This is a genomic window from Stenotrophomonas maltophilia (assembly GCF_013464915.1).
GTDB lineage: Bacteria > Pseudomonadota > Gammaproteobacteria > Xanthomonadales > Xanthomonadaceae > Stenotrophomonas > Stenotrophomonas maltophilia_AT.
In genome coordinates this window covers 88,332-106,588 of the sequence record NZ_RAVT01000002.1, presented here as the reverse complement: position 1 = coordinate 106,588, position 18,257 = coordinate 88,332, and the positions used below count along the sequence as shown (strand labels likewise).

Here is an 18,257-nt window from a genome sequence, read left to right as displayed (position 1 = left end):
TCGTATCGATGTCCAACACCCCCTTTGGTGAGTCGTCATGTGCTGCCGCGGCCAGCGGTTGCGTCGAGGTGCGTGGTGCACGCGAGCACAACCTCAAGAATGTCGACGTCTCCATCCCGCGCAATGCACTGGTGGTGTTCTCCGGCGTATCAGGTTCCGGCAAGTCATCGTTGGCCTTCGGTACCGTCTTTGCAGAGGCGCAGCGGCGCTACTTCGAGTCCGTTGCGCCATATGCCAGGCGCCTGATCGACCAGGCGGGCGTGCCGGACGTCGACGCCATCGACGGGCTGCCGCCGGCGGTGGCCCTGCAGCAGCAGCGCGGCGCCAGCAATGCACGTTCATCGGTGGGCAGCGTGACTACGCTGTCCAGCCTGGTGCGCATGATGTACTCGCGTGCCGGTGCGTACCCGGCCAACCAGCCCATGCTGTACGCCGAGGACTTCTCGCCCAACACGCCACAGGGTGCCTGCAGCACCTGCCATGGCCTGGGGCATGTCTACGAAGTGACCGAAGCGCTGATGGTTCCGGATCCCTCGCTGAGCATCCGCGAGCGTGCCATCGCCTCCTGGCCACCGGCATGGCATGGCCAGAACCTGCGCGACATCCTGGTCACGCTGGGCTACGACATCGACGTGCCGTGGAAAAAGCTGCCAAAGAAGGACCGCGACTGGATCCTGTTCACCGAGGAAGCACCCAGCGTGCCGGTCTATGCCGGTTTCACCCCCGCCGAGACGCGCGCCGCCCTCAAGCGCAAGCAGGAACCCAGCTATATGGGCACCTATACCGGCGCACGCCGCTACGTGCTGCACACCTTTGCCAACACCCAGAGCGCGCTGATGCGCAAGCGCGTGTCGCGCTACATGGAAGGCAAGCTGTGCCCGGCCTGCCACGGAAAGCGTCTGAAGCCGGAAGCACTCTCCGTCACCTTTGCCGGCGTGGATATCGGCGAGTTCATGCGGCTGCCGCTGGATCAACTGGCGGCGCTGCTGGAGCCCATCGCACAAGGTCATTTCGGCGCGCACAGCAAGGGCGCTCGCACCCGCAGGAGCGCGACACCCCGCGATCGCGCCCGGAGGGCCGCGAGTGGCCAGGCGACCCACGAGGGTGCTCCCGACGTGCGCCTGACCTCGGCCTTGTCCGAAGAGAAGCGACTGGCCGCACAGCGGCTGGCAGGCGGTGTGATGGCGCGGGTACGCCAGCTGCGTGACCTGGGCCTGGGGTATCTCTCGCTGGATCGCGCCACGCCAACCCTGTCCGCTGGCGAACTGCAGCGCCTGCGGCTGGCCACCCAGCTCAGTTCCTTGCTGTTTGGTGTGCTGTACGTGCTCGATGAGCCCTCGGCCGGCCTGCATCCGGCCGACAGCCAGGCGTTGTACGACGCGCTTGAGCGCTTGCGCGACGGCGGAAACTCGGTGTTCGTGGTTGAACACGATCTGGAGCTGATGCGCCGCGCGCAGTGGCTGGTGGATGTGGGCCCGGAGGCAGGCGAGCGGGGCGGGCGCGTGCTCTATAGCGGCGAGCCCAATGGCCTGCATCAAGTACAGGATTCGCGCACGGCCCGGTATCTGTTCGACCAGGTGCCTGCGCCTGCCAGTCGCCAGCGTAGTGTCGCGAACTGGCTGGAACTGAAGGGCATCCATCGCCACAACCTGCAGGGTGTGGACGCGCAGGTGCCATTGGGATTGCTGACGGCAGTGACCGGCATTTCAGGCTCGGGCAAATCCAGCCTGATGGCGCAGGCGCTGCCCGAGCTGATACTGCTGCATCTGGGGCATGAACCCGCCGACGATGGTGCCGAGGCCTCGCCGAACGACGGGCCGACGGTGATCGAAACTACCCGAGGCCAGTTGGCCGGTGATGTGGACGCCATCCAGCGGGTCGTGCAGGTGGACCAGAAGCCGATCGGCCGCACGCCACGATCCAACCTGGCGACCTACACCGGCCTGTTCGACCACGTGCGCAAGCTGTTCGCCGCGACACCCGACGCGCGACGCCGCCGCTTCGATGCGGGCCGTTTCTCGTTCAACGTGGCCAAGGGCCGGTGCGAGACCTGCGAGGGCGAGGGCTTCGTCAGCGTCGAACTGCTGTTCATGCCCAGCGTCTATGCGCCGTGTCCCACCTGCCACGGTGCGCGTTACAACGAGGCCACGCTGAAGGTGCAGTGGAATGACCGCAATATCGCCGAAGTCCTGCAGATGACGGTGGACCAGGCGCGTGCGTTCTTCAGTGAAGAGGATGCCATTGCGCGCCCGCTGCAGTTGCTGCAGGAAATCGGCCTTGGTTACCTGCGCCTGGGCCAGCCGGCCACGGAGCTTTCAGGCGGCGAGGCCCAGCGCATCAAGCTGGCCACCGAACTGCAGCGCAGCCAGCGCGGACGCACGCTGTATGTGCTGGATGAACCCACCACCGGCCTGCATGCATCGGACGCGGACAGGTTGCTGGTACAGCTTCAGCGGCTGGTGGACGCGGGCAATACGGTGGTGATGATCGAGCATGACATGCGCGCGGTCGCACAGGCGGACTGGGTGATTGATGTAGGCCCCGGCGCTGGCGGGGCAGGGGGCACCATCGTGGCGAAGGGGACCCCGCAACAGGTGGCACGGGCGAAGGACAGCAGGACCGCGCCGTTCCTTGCGAGGGAGCTGGAGGCCAGGGCTTGAATGGGCCTGCAATGCGGCAAGCCAAACCCGCCCGCCTAGAACTTCATCCTCACACCCCCATTCACCACAAACCCTTCCAGCGGCGCCCACGCATCCACGGTCCACTGGCCATCGTCGGCGCGGCGAGGCCGCAGCATCGGGTTGTAGCCGCTCTGGCGGATGTTCAGGATGTTTTCCAGGTTGAGGAAGAGGCTGATTCTTCCCAGCACAATCTCCCCCAGTGCTCCCACTTCCAGATACGGTCGGCTGCGTCGACGCCAGGGATTGTCATCCAGCGCCTGGATGCCGGTGTAATAGGCCTCGAGGCCGATACGGCCACGCTCGTGCTGCTCCCACATGGCAACCAGGCCTGCGCTGTGCCGGGGCGTAAGTGAGACTAGGCGTCGGCCTGCGCCTTCCTCGCCGGGCTCGCGCGCATCGGTGTAGACGTAGCTGCCGGTCACCGTGATGTCCTCCCAGCGGTAGCGCAGCAGAAGTTCACTGCCACGGGTGCGGGTAACGCCTTCCACATTGACCAGTTGCACGCGTTCTCCCGGGGCGGTCGCAGACTCCACCAGGCGTACCGCATGGTCGATGTCGGACGCGAACACGCTGAGGTTCAGCTCCCAGGGGCCATGCACATAGCCTGCATCGATGGACCCGGTGGTAGCGATCTCCGCGCGAAGTCCAATGAGCGGCTCCAGCCGTGACAGGCCGGCGGCCTCGATCTGCTCGACGAAGGGCGTAGGCGCGTAGAAGCCTCTGCCGATCGAGGCGCGCAGGGTCCACTCGTCAGGGCGGAACAACAGCGATATGCGAGGGCTGAAATGCCCGCCATACTCGCTGTGGTCATCCCAACGCGCACTACCGGAAAGCGTGAAGTCGTCGCGCAGCGCCTGCTCGGCCTGCACGAACAGGGCGGGCACGGTGTAGCGGTAATCAAACTGCGGGTATCGGGTGGAACGGAACCGGTCCTGCTGTGCGGCAATGCCCGCCAGCCAGCTCGTTGCGCCTATGCCGGACGCATAGCTCACTTCCGCAAAGCCGGTCTGATGGGTGTCGTTGTCCTGCTCGGGGCCATACCCGTGGTCGTGATGGGTGGACATGGCCGATGCGCGCAGCTGCAGGCGGTCGCTCTCGCGCACCGGAACATCAACCACCGCGCCTGCGTCAACGCGCTCCGTGCGCTGTGTGAGGGCGAAGGGCTGTCCGTCGGGCGCCCGTTGACCGGGCAGTGTTCCGCCCAGCCGGCTCTCGCGCATTGCGCCCGCCGTCAGCAGTGCACGCGCTCCATTGTCCGATTCCCAGAACAACCGCGGCCGAACCGTGGCGCGCTCGTAGCCGGGAATGTCAGTCCAGCCGTCTCCGTCCAGGTCCTGGCGGTCCTGGCGATGGTAGCCACCCACCACCGACAGGCCCCAGTGCTCGACCAGCGGCCCGGCGGCGTAGCCGGTCACGTCCTGGCCGCCGCGGCTGGTGGCATTGAGCAGCATTTCGGCCTCAGCAGTCTTTTTCGGCCGGCGCGATATCAGGTTCACCACGCCGCCCAACGCTGCCGGGCCGTACAACGCCGATGCGCTGCCCTTGATGATCTCGACACTGCCCAGGTCGGTCGGGGGAATCTGCAGCAGGCCGATGGACGATGACTGACCGCCGTACAGCGGCAGACCATCGGCCAGAAGCTGGGTATATCGGCCGCGCATGCCCTGGATGCGGATGTTCGATGCCCCCATGCCCGGTGAGGTGTTCTGCACCCGCACGCCCGCCGTCTCGGCCACAAGCATGGAGACGTTGCCCGGCGACATCAGCAGCTTCTCTTCGATCTCTTCCTGCGATACAACGTCTACCCGGATCGGTTCGTCGGAAACGCGACGCCCTGACCGGGTGGACTGCACCACCACTGCGTCGAGGTCCACCGCCTCATCGTGGTGATCGTCGTGCGCGGCGGGTGGTTCATGCGCACTGGCCGAGGCCGCGGCGGACAGCAGGGCGGCGCTCAACGCCAGGGCAAGCGGATGGGGCAGCAGGGTCATGGGTCGTCAGGGCGGGCAGGCCGCGCGGTGGCGAAGTAGCCCGGCGTTGTAAACCTTGATGCAGCTACAAGGTCAAGCGCCAGGCTGCGGCTGAAGGGCTTCCAGTACCCTGCAATCGGCTACGCGGCCGCCGGGGCAATTACCGATCATCCGCTCCAGCTCTCCCTGCAGTGCCTGCAGGTCATGGATGCGGCGTGTGATGTCCGCGATGTGCGCTTTCACCACATCGTCCACCGAACTGCACTCGTGCTCGCTCTGTTCAGCAAAGGCAATCAACTCGCGGATCTGCTCGATGGAAAAGCCCAGCTCGCGGGCGCGGCGCACGAACGACAGGCGTCTCTGGTCCTGGGCGCCGTAGTAGCGATAGTTGCCCTCTGATCGCAGCGGCGGCTGCAGCAGGCCGATCTTCTCGTAATAGCGGATCGTTTCGGCCTTGGTGCCGGTCTGGTGGGCCAGCTGGCCGATGGTGAGGTGGCTGGGCATGGGCTTGACCTTGTAGGGGCTACAGGGTTGATAACGACTGTCCCATCCTTTTTCAAGCCGGGGCACAGCCTGGCAAGAGCCCTCCCATGGACCACTGCTGCGGCCACAAGCGCCAGGAACTGGAAGCGTTGGCCCACCACGGTGCGCAGCGGCGCGTACTGGTGGCGGTACTCATCATCAACCTGGCGATGTTCTTCATCGAGTTCGGCGCGGGCATCGTGGCGCGCTCCAGCGCCCTGCAGGCCGATGCTGTCGACATGCTGGGCGACGCCATTGTGTATGGCCTGAGCCTGTGGGCGGTGAACCGGGGAGCGCGCTGGGAGGCCGGTGCAGCCCTCGCCAAGGGGCTGCTGATCCTGGCCTTCTTTGTCTTCATCGTGGTGGAAGTGGTCAGCAAGCTGATGCACGGCGTACCACCCTCCAGCGGCTTGATGCTGGGGTTTGGGGCCATCGCGCTGGTGGCCAACCTGATTTGCCTGGCACTGCTGTGGCGGTTCCGCGCGCTGAACATCAACATGAAAAGCACCTTCGAGTGCTCCCGCAATGATGTCGTCGCCAACCTCGGTGTACTGGTGGCTGCCGGTGGGGTTGCGCTGACCGGAAGCGGCTGGCCGGACATCGCAGCAGGCGCAGTGATCGCGCTGCTGTTCCTGAAGTCCGCGGTTGGCGTCATCAGCGAAGCGTGGCCCGCATGGCGCGCGGCTGCGAAAGCGTGACCTGATGCAAGGGGCTCCGGCGATATGCCGGAGCCCGCGGGGCTTACTTTTCCTGCAGGAACGTCAGCAGGTCCTGGTTGACGCGATCCTTGTGGGTGTCGGTCAGGCCATGCGGTGCACCCGGGTACACGATCAGCCTGGCGTTCTTGATCAGCTTTGCCGACTGGCGGCCGGAGATGTCGATCGGCACGATCTGGTCGTCGTCGCCGTGGATGACCAGAGTGGGCACATCGAACTTCTTCAGGTCTGCGCGGAAATCGGTGGCCGAGAACGCAGCGATGGAGTCGTAGGTGTTCTTGTGGCCACCCTGCATGCCCTGTGCCCACCACGCATCGATCAAGCCTTGGGACACCTTCGCGCCCGGGCGGTTGAAGCCGTAGAACGGGCCCGACGGAATGTCCTTGTAGAGCTGCGCGCGGTTGTCCATCTGCGCCTTGCGGATGCCATCGAACACTTCGATCGGCAGGCCGTTCGGGTTGTCGGCGGTCTTCAGCATGAACGGCGGCACCGAGCTGATCAGCACCGCCTTCTTCACCCGGCCGGTGCCATGGCGGCCGATGTAGCGCGCCACTTCGCCGCCGCCGGTAGAGAAGCCCACCAGGGTGACGTCATGCAGGTCCAGCGTGTTGATCACCGTAGCCAGGTCATCGGCGTAGTGATCCATGTCGTTGCCATCCCAAGGCTGGCTGGAACGGCCGTGGCCACGACGGTCATGCGCGATGACGCGGTAGCCGTGGTTGGCCAGGAAGATCATCTGCGATTCCCAGCTGTCCGAGTTCAGCGGCCAGCCGTGGCTGAAAGTGACGACCGGGCCGGTCTTCGGGCCCCAATCCTTGTAGTAGAGCTGCACGCCATCGGCGGTGGTGATGTAGCTGGCGGTGCGCGCGATGCTGGTGACTGCAGCCGGCTTGGCCGGTTCGGCAGCCTGCGCGGACAGGCCGGCCTGGACCGAGAGGGCGAGGGCGGCAATGGCCAGGGTACGGGCAAAGGTGTTCATGCGGGACTCTCATGGGTGGGTGGTGAGGCGTACTTTGCGCCTGCAATCAGGCGCATTGGTGATGAACTGTCCGGATTTCTTGATAGATCGTCCTGCATGGATGTGCGCACCCGAGGCGCTGCCAATCGCGCGTTGACAAGGTAGAACGAACGTTCTACCTTGCAGCCATGAACAAGACCGGCACCGACACCCAGCAGAGGATCCTGGCTACCGCCGAAGCGCTGATCTACCAGAACGGGATCCACGCCACCGGCATGGACCTGCTGGTGAAGACCTCCGGCGTTGCCCGGAAGAGCATCTACCGGCACTTTGAAAACAAGGACCAGGTGGCCGCTGCGGCATTGAACGCGCGCGACGTGCGCTGGCTCACCTGGTTCCAGCAGGAGTGCAACAAGGCCGACACCCCGGAAGCGTGCATCCTCGGCATGTTCACCGTGCTCAAGGGCTGGTTCCAGTCCGAGGGCTATCGCGGCTGCGCCTTCATCAATACCGCGGGCGAGGTGGGCGACCCCGGCGATCCGATTCGCCACATCGCAAAACACCACAAGCAGAAGCTGCTGGATTACACGCTGGAACTCACCACGCAACTGGATATCCAGCAGCCGGACGCACTGGCGCGGCAGCTGCTGGTTCTCATGGAAGGCGCCATCACCGTCTCGCGCGTGATGGGCGACTACAACGCCGCAGACACTGCAAGGGATGTTGCAGAAGTGCTGTTGGAGCAGGCCAGGCGCTGACGCCTGAGCCATCAAAATCCGTCGAAGCACCCCGTTCATCCATTTGATTGGAGGCCCCACCGTGTCCACTGAAGCACCCCGTCCGCCACTCCCCCCGTTCACCCGTGAATCGGCCATCGAGAAAGTTCGCCTTGCCGAAGATGGCTGGAACACCCGCGATGCCGACAAGGTTTCGCTGGCCTATGCGCTGGACACCGAGTGGCGCAACCGTGCCGAGTTCACCCACGGCCGCGAGGAAGCGCGGCAGTTCCTGGCCCGCAAATGGAAGAAGGAACTGGACTACCGTTTGATCAAGGAACTGTGGGCCTTCACCGACAACCGCATTGCCGTGCGCTACGCCTATGAGTGGCATGACGACTCCGGCAACTGGTTCCGTTCCTATGGAAACGAGAACTGGGAATTCGGCGCCGATGGATTGATGCAGCGCCGGTTCTCGAGCATCAACGACATGCCGATCAAGGAAAGCGACCGCAGGTTCCACTGGCCGCTGGGGCGCCGCCCCGATGATCATCCGGGGCTGTCTGATCTGGGTATGTGATTCGCATTGCTTCCTGGAATGCAACATCACGTCCCCCTCCACGGGCCTACCGCAGCAACGGTGTGCTGCCTAGGCTGATCGCACACGGCACATGCCGTGTTCCGGGCCCACCGCTTGCGCAGTGGCCCGCCTTCCCATGAACCCTGCAGCGCTGGCCTGCCAGGCATCGTGCCCTGGCAACGCCACGCCCTGCGCCGTGGGAAAGCGCCCGGAATCGTTCCGCGCCAGCCTTGCATCGCTGCCCGCCCAATGCCCCTTCGTGGAGATCCCTCATGTTCAGTCTGGAAAACACCGCCGCGCCCATTGCCCCCGCCCTCGATGAACTGGTGCCCTCGCGCTACGCCCTCAAGGTGGGCGACGTCGAAGTGCTGGTGATCAGCGATGGCGTCCTGCCGTTGCCCACCCAGATGCTCGGCCACAACGTTCCGGCCGCCGACCGTGCCGAATGGTTCGAAGAGATGTACCTGCCGCAGGATGCCTTCGACTGGGCATTGAACGTGATGGTGGTGCACAGCGGTGATCGCACCATCCTCATCGATGCCGGCCTGGGCATGGATCCGGACCTGCAGCTGCCGCGCGCCGGCCAGTTGATCCGCCGCCTCGGTGCCGCCGGTATCAACCTGGGCGAAATCACCGATGTGGTGATCACCCACATGCACATGGATCACGTCGGCGGGCTGCTGGTTGAAGGCGTGAAGGAACAGCTGCGCCCGGACCTGAAAATCCACGTGGCCGCGGCGGAGGTGGAGTTCTGGAAGTCGCCGGACTTCAGCCGTACCAACATGCCGCAGGGGTTCCCCGATGCGCTGCGCGCCACGGCCAAGCACTTCTGGGCCGAGTACAGCAGCTACGTGCACACCTTCCAGGACGAACAGCAGATCGCGCCGGGCGTGACGGCCCGCCGAACCGGAGGGCATACCCCGGGCCACTGCGTGGTGCGCGTGGCGTCTGCCGGGCAGGCCCTGACCTTCGCCGGTGACGCGGTGTTCGCGGTAGGCTTCGACCAGCCGAACTGGCACAACGGCTTCGAGCATGATCCGGAGGAATCCGCGCGCGTCCGCATCGCCCTGCTGAAGGAACTGGCAGGCACCGGCGAAATGCTGGTAGCCACGCATCTTCCGTTCCCGTCAGTGGGCCGGGTGTCACTGGAGGGCGAGACCTTCCGCTGGGTGCCGGTGTTCTGGGACTTCTGATCGGATCCTGCGGCCATTGCGCAGGCGGGCGTTGACGACCGGGGCGCATCGGCGCCCCGGTCGAATGCCGCAAGAACGAGGTCGACAATGGATGCCATCCACGCGCGGCGCGGATCTACTGGATGGAGGTAGGCAGTGCCAGCCGCTGCAGTTTGTGCGGGTTGCGCTGAACCAGGATCTGCGTGATCCGTTCGCCATCGGTCTCGAAGGCCATCGCCGCTTCCAGCTCGCCATCGAAGTAGCGCAGCAGTCCCAGCCGTCCGTTGAGCATGGCCGGCACCATCCGCAACTGCGCGCTGCGCCGCAGGTGCGGGGCATACAGCAGCTGGGCAATGCGAGCGCCCCCGACCATCGGTTTGGGGAAGCTGGTGACGATGCCGCCGCCGTCACCCACCAGCTCGGCCGACTCGGCCATCAGTGCCTTCATCGTTCGGAAATCGCCGCTGGATACGGCCTCGGCGAAACGGCGCAGCAGTTTCTGGTGCACCTCCTGCGGGACGTTGTAGCGCGGGCGCTCCTGCCTGAGCTGCAGGCGTGCGCGATGCACGATCTGCCGGCAGGCAGCTTCTGTCTTGTCCAGGGTGCGCGCGACCACCGCGTAGTCCTGATCGAACACGTCGTGCAGCAGGAAGGCCGCACGCGCATCCGGCGCCAACCGCTCCAGCACGCTGAGGAAGGCGACCGACAGATCGCTGGCGGTTTCCAGCACATATTCAGGCGTGCTGGTGTCATCGGTCAGCAGCGGCTCGGGCAACCACATGCCGACATAGTGTTCGCGCGTATGCCGTGCCAGGCGCAGGCCATCAATGGCGCGACGGGTGGTGGTGGCGACCAGCCAGGCTTCCGGATTCTCGATCTGTGACTGGTCGGCGCCATGCCAGCGCAGCCAGACATCCTGCACCACGTCTTCGGCTTCATGCGAAGACCCGAGCATGCGGTAGGCCACGCCGAACAAGCGCGGGCGAAGGCGGGAGAACAGCGCAGTGGAATCGTCCATGCCAGCGTAGACGGGACAGGTCCCCGGATTGTGACACCCGGGGACCTGTCGTTGGTGCCAGCGCCGGACGTGCGATCAGTGCGGTGGCAGAACCGCCGGCTTGCCGATGTCCTTGATCAGGAACACCACGAACTTCGCCGGCTCGGTAGCGCTGGCGTTGCGACCCACGGTGTGCAGATCGGCCGGGCCTTCATGGAAGGCCTCGCCCGGGCCGAGGGTGACTTCCTTGCCGCCGGCCACGCCCATCACGATTCGTCCTTCCAGGACGTAGACGAAGCCATGGGCATCGTGGCGGTGCACCGGATCGGCGCCACCCGGCGGGTATTCCACGGTAAGGATCAGCGCTTCCTTGCCGGGCTGCTCCGGCAGGGCGCGGGTCATCACCTCGCGCACCAGGGGCTCGGGCGCAGCAGGGGGCGGGGTGGCGGCAACGCTGCACAGTGGCAGCAGCGCAAGCAGGGCCAGAACAGAACGACGCATGGCAGGTCTCCAGTGCGGTAGGGGAGGGTCGCTGCATGGAGCAGCGGCAGAACGATCAGGCCAGGCCGGCCTTGTCCAGGCCAAAGGCCGCGTCCAAGGTGCCGGGCGTAGTACGGAAGGCGACGTTGGCGCGGTTCCAGGCGTTGATCGCCATCACCGCGTGGGTCAGGTCGACGATCTCCTGCTCGGACAGCTGGCCGCGCACCCGCGCGTACAGCTCGTCGGGCACACCCTGCGTCGGCAGCTGGGTCAGCACTTCGGTCCAGGCCAGGCAGGCGCGCTCGCGCGGGCTGAACAGCGTCGATTCACGCCATGCCGCCAGGTGGTGCAAGCGCAGTGGGCGCTCGCCGCGCAGGGTGGCCTCCTTCACGTGCATGTCCAGGCAGAAGCCGCAGCCGTTGAGCTGCGATGCACGGATGTTGACCAGATCGATGATGGCCTCTTCGATCGAGGCGGTATGGGCGGCATGCGAGTACAGGCCGAGCTTCTTGAACAGTTCCGGCGATTGCGCGGCGTAATCCAGACGTGCGGTCATGGCGTGTTCCTGTAGCGAGTGAAGGACACAGCGAGGCTAGGCCTGCGCCCGCACTGCCGGTAGGCCGGGGCCGGGCTGCACGTTGTTGCATGAAAAACACCAATGGCCTGTCACAGCGGCCGATGCTCGGCCGTCTGCCGGGCATGGACACCTCATCGCACCTGCGCACCGCATTCCGCCCTGCCAGCGAACAGGTCTGGCAGACCTTCCTGGCCGCACTGCGCGAATTGCCGCCCGATGCACGTGCGGTGCTGTTGCTGCACGACGTGCTGGGCGCCGGGTTCGAGGACATTGTGCCCCTGCTGGGGCTCGACCTTTCCGCGTGCAGGCAGCGCCTGGCGCTGGCGCGGAACCACCTGCACGCACACCGTGCCCGCCTGGAGCCAGGCCGCCCATGAACACCGCACAGCCCAGCCCGGCCAGCGACGGCCACGATGCGCTCAATGCATCCTTCTCCACCAGCTACGCCGGCGTGCTGGCCTTCATTGCAGTGGCGGCCGAGGGCAGTTTCGCCCGCGCGGCCGACCGCCTCGGCATTGGCCGTTCGGCCGTCAGCCGCAGCGTGCAGAAGCTGGAAAACCAGCTGGGCGTGCGGTTGTTCCTGCGCACCACGCGCTCGACCACGCTGACCCGCGAAGGCGAGCTGTTCCTGGAGGGCTGCAACCCGGGCGTGAACTGCATCCTGCAGGCGCTGGAGGAAATGCGTGACCTGCGCGAGGGGCCGCCGCGCGGGCACCTCCGTATCAGTGCCAGCCACGGCTTCGGCCGGCGGGTGATCGCCCCCTTGCTGGCCGCCTTCCGCGCCGAGTACCCGCAGGTCTCGGTAGAACTGCTGCTGGACGAGCAGGCCCCCGACCTGGCTGGTGACCGCATCGATGTGGCGTTCCGCGACGGCCTGCTGGAAGACAGCCAGGTGATCGCCAAGCAGCTGGTGCCGATGCAGCTGGTGGTGTGCGCGTCACCGGCGTACGTGCAGGCGCAGGGTCTACCGTCGTCGGTGGATGCGCTGTCCACGCATGCCTGCATCGGGCGGCGCCTGCCGGGTGGGCGCATGCAGCCCTGGGAATTCCGGGTCGACGGCATCGATGTGCACCTGCAGCCGCCAGCCGCACTGGTGTTCAACGATGCCGACCTGGCCCTGCAGGCCGTCATCGACGGACTGGGCATCGCCCAGCTGCCCAGCTATCAGGTGCGTGAAGCGTTGTGGGCGGGCAGGGTGGTGACCTGCCTGGATCGGCATGCGCCGCTCGATCGCGGTCACTACCTGTGCTACCTCAGCCGCCGCCAGCTCCCCAAGCGCGTACGGGCCTTCATCGACTTCAGCACGCAGCGGGTGCGCGCGCTCGAACTGGATGTGATCTCGCACTGGGAAGCACGCCAGCAGGCCAACCCCATGAAGCCAGGGGCACAGCCCGCCTGGGCCTGAACACATTGGTGCGTGCCGGGCAACAGTGCGCGCCCCAGCGCGGACCTACTGCCCCGCACCCACGCTGCCTACGATTCCAGCATGCACGGCCACAGCCGGTCGCCCCTTCTACAGTCCAGGAGACACGTCATGAAATTCCTCGTCATCGGTGGTACTGGCCGCATCGGCAGCAAGGTGGTGGAGCGCCTGCGCACCGCCGGGCATGACATCGTGGCGGCCGCGCCCTCCACCGGCGTGGATGTGCTGACCGGTGAAGGCCTGGACGCCGCCATGGACGGTGTCGACGTGGTGGTGGACCTGGCCAACTCGCCCTCGTTCGAAGATGCGGCAGTGCTTTCGTTCTTCGAGACCGCTGGCCACAACGTCCTGACCGCCGCCGCCCGTGCCGGCGTACGCCACCACGTTGCGCTTTCCGTCGTAGGCACCGACAAGCTTGCGGCCAGCGGCTACTTCCGCGGCAAGATCGCCCAGGAGCGCCTGATCCGTGATTCGCGCCTGCCGTACACCATCATCCATTCCACGCAGTTCTTCGAGTTCCTGCCGGGCATCATCCAGTCCGCCGGCAACGGGGAGACCCTGCACCTGCCGGCCGCCAACGTTCAACCGATTGCCGCCGAGGATGTTGCCGAAGCGGTGGCACGCATCGCGCAGCAGCCACCCCGCAATGGCGTCGTGGAAATTGCGGGCCCCCAGCGCGCCGCGATGGCGGATCTGGCCACGCAGTATCTGCAGCGGACCGGCGACCCGCGGCAGGTCGTGGCAGACGCCGAGGCCCTGTATTTCGGCGCGCCGCTGCAGATCGATACGCTGGTGCCGGTGGGGCAGGCGTGGCTGGGGCAGGTCGGCTTCGACGCCTGGCTGCAGCAGTCCGGCCTGTTGCAGCGGCAGTCCGCCTGAGCGGCCATCGATCACCTGCCAATGACCGAGCTGAAGCCACCTTCGCCCGCCATCCTGGACCGCTACCTGGGCGACGACGTGCAGCCGCTGTACACCGGCCGCGTGCGGGTGAGCGGCGGCCAGGCCCAGCACGGGCGCGCGTCCGGCGTGGTGCGATCGGACGACGGTGCACTGGCGGTGGACCTGCGCCTGCCGCCGGAACTCGGTGGGCCTGGCGGCGGATCGAATCCCGAGCAGCTATTGGCCGCAAGCTACGCCGGCTGCTTCCACGGCGCCATGGTGCTGGTGGCCGCGCGTGCCGGCCTGCTGCTGCACAACCCCAGCGTCGAAGTGGAGGTCACCTTCGCCCGTGATCCGGCAGATGGGCTGTACCTGCTGTCTGCCGAGATCGTGGTCCATCTTCCCGGCATGGATGCGGACCTGGCTGGCGAACTGGTGCGCAACACCGAACGCGTCTGCCCGTACGCCAAGATGTTCCATCGTGGCATCAGCCATGTGGTGCATGTGCGGGTCGGCCCGCAGTCCGCGCCTCTGTAGAGTCGAGCCGTGCTCGACTACGGCATGCCACATCGCGCGCCCTCAGGCACCTCGCCCGCGAATATCTGCAGCACCCGATCCAACAGAACAGGTTCCGGCACGCCAGCCAGTACCTGCTCCAGGTAGTCCACGGGTTCCAGCTGCCATTGAAGCAACGCACGAAGCTGCAGGACGGCGGGCGCCCGCTGGTCCGCGTCCAGTGAGACCTGCAACAGCAGATGTTTCGAGCGCCTCTCCAGCCACAGCACTGGTATGCCTCGGCAATGAACCTGGAACTCGGCATCTCGATGCCGCTCAACAAACTGGAAGCCCTGTCGTGGCCGAGACTCCACGAACTGCATCGCTTGGCGGCGCAGTTGTGAGAATCGATCGTCGTTGATGCTTTGGAACCCGACAGGCGCGGGAACCGGTCGCGCGGACCACTGCGCCTGTGCCGCAACCACCGCCACGAGACAGAGCGCGGTGGCCGCCCAGCAGTACCGCGCCACTCAACCGTCCGGACGTACCCGTGTGCTGGCGTGCGCCGTGAGTCCCAACCCGGCCATGATCAGCCCCTCCATGACGCGCGGGCCGACATACTGCTCCAGTTCACCGTTCTCGCGGGCACGCTGTGCGGCCAGCAGGATTTCCAGCACCACGCGAAGCCCGGCTAGCGAGCAATCGGTATCGGCCAAGGCGATGCGTCGGCCTGGCATCTGGTGGCGCTCCGGCCAGGGTTGGCCATCGGAGGCGGCGCCGGAGCCGATGCTGTGCAGCAGGGCGATAAGCGTGTTGGGATCCATCGCGGGGCCGTTGGCGGGCGCGTCGCGGGTCGGGTGCGGGGCWGGGGGGKGGGGCTGGGTCATGGCTGGGCTCCTTGCGTGCGTGCAGAAGCCGCCACCGATGAAGGTGGCGGACGGTGCGTGGCTCGAAATCCGGTACGCGACTATGACCGGTGAGCACAAGGCCCCCACGCACCGCCCGCCATAACCGGCCGACGGATTGCCAGCCGGCACCACAAAGCTTGGTGCCGGCTGGCAAGCGCAAACTACAGTCGCGTTACCGGGATTTCGAGCCCCGACCACCGATGTATTGGTGGCACAGAAAGGAATACCCCCGGCTATGCGCGATGCCAATGCAGTAAGGCCGATGCCGTCACCACTTTCAACATTTTCAGAATCGTTGCATACGACGCAATGAGGCTGGAGCCTTGCGCCGCAATGCTATCGGTGATGCGAGTGGTGCAGGCCTACGGACTGTCGGCAACCGCCCGGAGAGACCATGAGCGAGGCGGATGCGACAGGATTGCCAGAGGCTGGCAGGCGTCAGTAGCCCTTGAACGCGACCTTGGTCCGCTCCAGCCATGCGGCATTGTGGCTGCGCGCATGGCGCGACCAGTGCTGGGCATCGTCGATGATGCTGGCGAACAAAGTTCGGGCCTGCTCACGGTCGGCGGGCTGCGGTTGTGCCATCAGCCACTCGGCGAACAGGCAGCGGGCGGCCGCATCATTTCCACTTTCCACAGCGCGCTCGAACGCGGCGCGGGTGCCAGGTGCCTGTGCAGCAGCCAGCGCCTGCGCATGGAGCAGGGTCTGTTCCGGCTTGCGACGCACATCCGGATGGCGGGCGAACAGGCCGTCCAGCGTCTCAACTGCAAGCGCGGCGTGCCCGGACTCGAGGCGGGCACGCGCCAGACCAGTAAGGATGTAGGGGTCGTCGCCCAGCGGCGAGCTGGCCGCCTGCTCAAGCAGGGTTCTGGCTTCCTCCGCCTGCCCGGCATCCAGCAGCGTCATGCCCAGGCGAACCCGGTTCTGCACGGTCGGCGTACGCGCCAGCTCGGCGCGGGCGTTGCGCAGGTCCTGGCCCGGGTCCATGAGCTGCTGGGCGGAGCGGACCACCTGCCGCGCGCCGCGCGAGTTGCGGGCTTCCGGGAAGTAGATCGCCAGAAAGTAGACGACGCTGCCCAGCAGCGGGAACGAGAAAAGCAGGATCAGCCAGTAGAGGCTCTGGCCCGAGCGGATGGCGTGCACCGCGAAGTAGATGGCTGCCAGTACGTGGAGTCCGATTCCGATATAGGGCATGTGCGCCACCTCGTCCTTGTGAGGGCTGGCACTATAGTGGGGGAGGGGTGGGGCGCCAATGGGGTGGTGCCGATTGGGCGTGACGCGTCACGTTAATGGGGTTGGATTCTGCGGGGCAGAGCGCTGCATGTCACTATGCAGCGGGGCTGCATCGATGGAAGGGGATACATGGAGCGTACGAAAAAGACACTGACGATGGCCGATGTTGCTGGATGGGGTTCGGCGCTCGTGACGTTCGGATTAATTCAAGGCGCCTTCTATCTGAAGGCGTATTGGGGCCACTTCGGCCTGGATCCCTTTCAGTTTGTTGCGGTGAGTGAGCTTGCGCTGGCAGGGCTTGCTGGGATCGGCATGGTGTTGTTCTTCATACTGATTGCGCTGCTGCTTGGAGGGTGGGTCGAGGGGGAGGTGACAGCGACGCCGTCCCAAGCCAATCTGCTGATGTGGCTGACCCTGGCTCTTTGTCTTGCTGGAATGGGTGCCTTGCTTTGGTGGTCCAATGCCTGGCCCGTTCTGATAGGTGTGGCGCTGACGGGCATATGTGCAATGGCAGTACGCCTGTCCCCAGTGTTGCCGGCCGCCGTGAAGGACTCGCCGTGGCTGGTCTATGCGCTCGTGATGATTGTCTATGTCCCGATCTCGTCGAACTGGCTTGGCTTCGAGCGCGCCAAGGCGATTACTTCTGGCAGCAGCGAGTACACGGTCAATGTGACCATCGATGAGAAGGTGCAAGGCAGCCTGGGCCTGGTGGGGCGCTTGGGTGATAGCTATGTGCTTTGGGACCCGGTACAGAAAGCTGCAGTTCTTGTGCCAGTGGACAACGTGAGTAGGCTGGAGATTGCGCAAAAACCGGTTCGGCCTGCAAAGCCAGTTGAGTCGCGATAAGGGCTCGCTATCGAGGGTAGGCGGCAGGGCGATCGCCACTCGGGGGACATCTGACCAAGCCAGCTTTGGCACCGGAGGCCCGCGAAAGCCATAATTGGTTCTTTCCACCCGAGACAGGCACGGATGCAACTGCATGAAATGTGGCGAAAGGCCTACGACGAGAACCGGTTCCTTAGGCACTTGTCTGAGTATGAGCTGCAGCAACGGGTGCGTGATGTAGTGTTGAACATGATCACCCTGACGCCACAGGCGAAGATTGGATTGGGATCTCCCGAAGATCCTGAGGCGCAGCGGTTCATGCTCAAGTGGACCCAGGTTCTTCAGGAGATGCAGCTCCGATACGGCCCATTTCCCAACGGCTTTACCAGTGGGTTCATCCGCGAGCAGCCGCTGCCCGATTTTGTCGGAGAGTTGGGTCGCAAGGCCGCCAACGTGTTTGCAGCATTGGATTTGGATCCAAGAAACAGCTTGGTCAAATACGGCAAGAGTGAACATATGGCCGCCTTGCTCAGGCAAGGAAATGCACGGATTCAGCCTGCCAGCTTCTTCAAAGCTAGCCACCTCAACGGAGCGGTACGTGACGACGAGCTGAGTCTAGCCTTGTCTATTGTGGTATCTCGCGATGATCTCGTAGCGCTCGTCAAGAATCCACATGATGTTCCGAAGCATTCAGGCGAGCAAGTCATGCACGCCAACTACACGACAGAGGGTGATTACTGGCTCTACTGTGTGACGCAATCAGTTGAGCCTCGCTTGTTTGTCGACTTCGAGGCCCAGGCATGCGTGATTATTAGAAACAAGAAAGCTTTCGCCGAGCGACTCCGCCAAGCTGCCGACTCTCAGACTCCATCGACCGAGCATTCACACGGGGACGCAATCTACGTCGATCCACATCAACCCGAGAATGCACACATTAGCGTGCCCTTTGCCAAGCATTTCCGATACACGTACCAGCGTGAGTATCGATTTGCGTGGATCCCAAGAGTGCCGACTCAGGCATTGAGCCCAATTGACCTCAATATGGGGGCGCTCGACGACATCGCGACGTTGGTTGAGCTATAGCATTCTGCTTGGCGCGCTATCTTCCCATGGGGGCCAACGCGA

Annotated in this window: 20 protein-coding genes; 12 read left to right on the top strand and 8 right to left on the bottom strand. The window is 65.1% G+C overall.

What is annotated here, in order from left to right:
- Positions 1-8 precede the first annotated feature (8 nt).
- A complete protein-coding gene (locus D7T59_RS00525) occupies positions 9-2,660 on the top strand; it encodes an excinuclease ABC subunit UvrA (RefSeq protein ID WP_180850824.1) in 2,652 nt (883 codons plus the stop codon).
- Positions 2,661-2,695: 35 nt separating this feature from the next.
- On the opposite strand, the gene D7T59_RS00520 is transcribed toward D7T59_RS00525, so the two are convergent.
- Both D7T59_RS00520 and D7T59_RS00515 read right to left on the bottom strand, forming a co-directional pair.
- Complete coding sequence (locus D7T59_RS00520) at positions 2,696-4,672, bottom strand: TonB-dependent receptor plug domain-containing protein (RefSeq protein WP_180850823.1); 1,977 nt, start codon at positions 4,670-4,672, stop codon at positions 2,696-2,698.
- Positions 4,673-4,744: 72 nt separating this feature from the next.
- Positions 4,745-5,155 carry a MerR family transcriptional regulator gene (locus D7T59_RS00515; protein WP_180850822.1) on the bottom strand — a complete coding sequence of 137 codons (411 nt, stop codon included), beginning with the start codon at positions 5,153-5,155 and terminating at the stop codon, positions 4,745-4,747.
- 86 nt (positions 5,156-5,241) lie between these two features.
- On the opposite strand from D7T59_RS00515, the gene D7T59_RS00510 reads away from it, so the two are divergent.
- The gene (locus D7T59_RS00510) at positions 5,242-5,871 is read left to right on the top strand and encodes a cation efflux transmembrane domain-containing protein (RefSeq protein WP_180850821.1); all 630 of its coding nucleotides are present in this window, start codon (positions 5,242-5,244) and stop codon (positions 5,869-5,871) included.
- 43 nt (positions 5,872-5,914) lie between these two features.
- Here D7T59_RS00510 and D7T59_RS00505 read toward each other — a convergent pair whose 3' ends face one another.
- A complete protein-coding gene (locus tag D7T59_RS00505; RefSeq protein ID WP_180850820.1) occupies positions 5,915-6,868 on the bottom strand; it encodes an alpha/beta fold hydrolase in 954 nt (317 codons plus the stop codon).
- Positions 6,869-7,035: 167 nt separating this feature from the next.
- Between D7T59_RS00505 and D7T59_RS00500 the strand changes: the two genes are divergently transcribed.
- From D7T59_RS00500 to D7T59_RS00490, 3 genes are all read left to right on the top strand, one after another.
- Positions 7,036-7,605, top strand: coding sequence for a TetR/AcrR family transcriptional regulator (locus D7T59_RS00500; protein WP_180850819.1), 570 nt, complete (start codon positions 7,036-7,038; stop codon positions 7,603-7,605).
- Positions 7,606-7,666: 61 nt separating this feature from the next.
- The gene (locus D7T59_RS00495; RefSeq protein WP_180850818.1) at positions 7,667-8,143 is read left to right on the top strand and encodes a DUF1348 family protein; all 477 of its coding nucleotides are present in this window, start codon (positions 7,667-7,669) and stop codon (positions 8,141-8,143) included.
- Between the two features lie 272 nt (positions 8,144-8,415).
- Positions 8,416-9,336 carry an MBL fold metallo-hydrolase gene (locus D7T59_RS00490; protein ID WP_012511063.1) on the top strand — a complete coding sequence of 307 codons (921 nt, stop codon included), beginning with the start codon at positions 8,416-8,418 and terminating at the stop codon, positions 9,334-9,336.
- Between the two features lie 115 nt (positions 9,337-9,451).
- On the opposite strand, the gene D7T59_RS00485 is transcribed toward D7T59_RS00490, so the two are convergent.
- From D7T59_RS00485 to D7T59_RS00475, 3 genes are all read right to left on the bottom strand, one after another.
- Positions 9,452-10,333, bottom strand: a complete 882-nt coding sequence (locus tag D7T59_RS00485; RefSeq protein ID WP_180850817.1) for an RNA polymerase sigma-70 factor — start codon at positions 10,331-10,333, stop codon at positions 9,452-9,454.
- A 75-nt stretch (positions 10,334-10,408) separates the two neighbouring features.
- The gene (locus tag D7T59_RS00480; protein WP_180850816.1) at positions 10,409-10,813 is read right to left on the bottom strand and encodes a cupin domain-containing protein; all 405 of its coding nucleotides are present in this window, start codon (positions 10,811-10,813) and stop codon (positions 10,409-10,411) included.
- A gap of 55 nt (positions 10,814-10,868) precedes the next feature.
- Positions 10,869-11,348, bottom strand: coding sequence for a carboxymuconolactone decarboxylase family protein (locus tag D7T59_RS00475; protein ID WP_180850815.1), 480 nt, complete (start codon positions 11,346-11,348; stop codon positions 10,869-10,871).
- 89 nt (positions 11,349-11,437) lie between these two features.
- Between D7T59_RS00475 and D7T59_RS00470 the strand changes: the two genes are divergently transcribed.
- The 5 genes from D7T59_RS00470 to D7T59_RS00450 all read left to right on the top strand — a co-directional run bounded on the left by D7T59_RS00470 (position 11,438) and on the right by D7T59_RS00450 (position 14,570).
- Positions 11,438-11,746, top strand: a complete 309-nt coding sequence (locus tag D7T59_RS00470) for a sigma factor-like helix-turn-helix DNA-binding protein (RefSeq protein ID WP_097047566.1) — start codon at positions 11,438-11,440, stop codon at positions 11,744-11,746.
- Entirely contained in the window at positions 11,743-12,774 is a 1,032-nt protein-coding gene (locus D7T59_RS00465; RefSeq protein ID WP_180850814.1) for a LysR family transcriptional regulator, read from the top strand. The genes D7T59_RS00470 and D7T59_RS00465 overlap by 4 nt, the downstream gene beginning before the upstream one ends.
- Positions 12,775-12,903: 129 nt before the next feature.
- Positions 12,904-13,671, top strand: coding sequence for an SDR family oxidoreductase (locus tag D7T59_RS00460; RefSeq protein ID WP_180850813.1), 768 nt, complete (start codon positions 12,904-12,906; stop codon positions 13,669-13,671).
- 21 nt (positions 13,672-13,692) lie between these two features.
- Positions 13,693-14,208, top strand: coding sequence for an OsmC family protein (locus tag D7T59_RS00455; protein ID WP_180850812.1), 516 nt, complete (start codon positions 13,693-13,695; stop codon positions 14,206-14,208).
- 218 nt (positions 14,209-14,426) lie between these two features.
- Complete coding sequence (locus D7T59_RS00450) at positions 14,427-14,570, top strand: hypothetical protein (RefSeq protein ID WP_180850811.1); 144 nt, start codon at positions 14,427-14,429, stop codon at positions 14,568-14,570.
- A gap of 126 nt (positions 14,571-14,696) precedes the next feature.
- Here the strand turns inward: D7T59_RS00450 and D7T59_RS00445 are convergent, their stop codons facing one another.
- Both D7T59_RS00445 and D7T59_RS00440 read right to left on the bottom strand, forming a co-directional pair.
- On the bottom strand, positions 14,697-15,053 hold the full coding sequence (locus D7T59_RS00445) for a hypothetical protein (RefSeq protein WP_180850810.1): 357 nt from the start codon (positions 15,051-15,053) through the stop codon (positions 14,697-14,699).
- A gap of 459 nt (positions 15,054-15,512) precedes the next feature.
- A complete protein-coding gene (locus D7T59_RS00440) occupies positions 15,513-16,268 on the bottom strand; it encodes a tetratricopeptide repeat protein (protein ID WP_180850809.1) in 756 nt (251 codons plus the stop codon).
- Between the two features lie 168 nt (positions 16,269-16,436).
- On the opposite strand from D7T59_RS00440, the gene D7T59_RS00435 reads away from it, so the two are divergent.
- Both D7T59_RS00435 and D7T59_RS00430 read left to right on the top strand, forming a co-directional pair.
- Entirely contained in the window at positions 16,437-17,153 is a 717-nt protein-coding gene (locus D7T59_RS00435; protein ID WP_180850808.1) for a hypothetical protein, read from the top strand.
- Positions 17,154-17,381: 228 nt separating this feature from the next.
- The gene (locus D7T59_RS00430; RefSeq protein WP_180850807.1) at positions 17,382-18,215 is read left to right on the top strand and encodes a hypothetical protein; all 834 of its coding nucleotides are present in this window, start codon (positions 17,382-17,384) and stop codon (positions 18,213-18,215) included.
- The last annotated feature ends 42 nt before the right edge of the window (positions 18,216-18,257 follow it).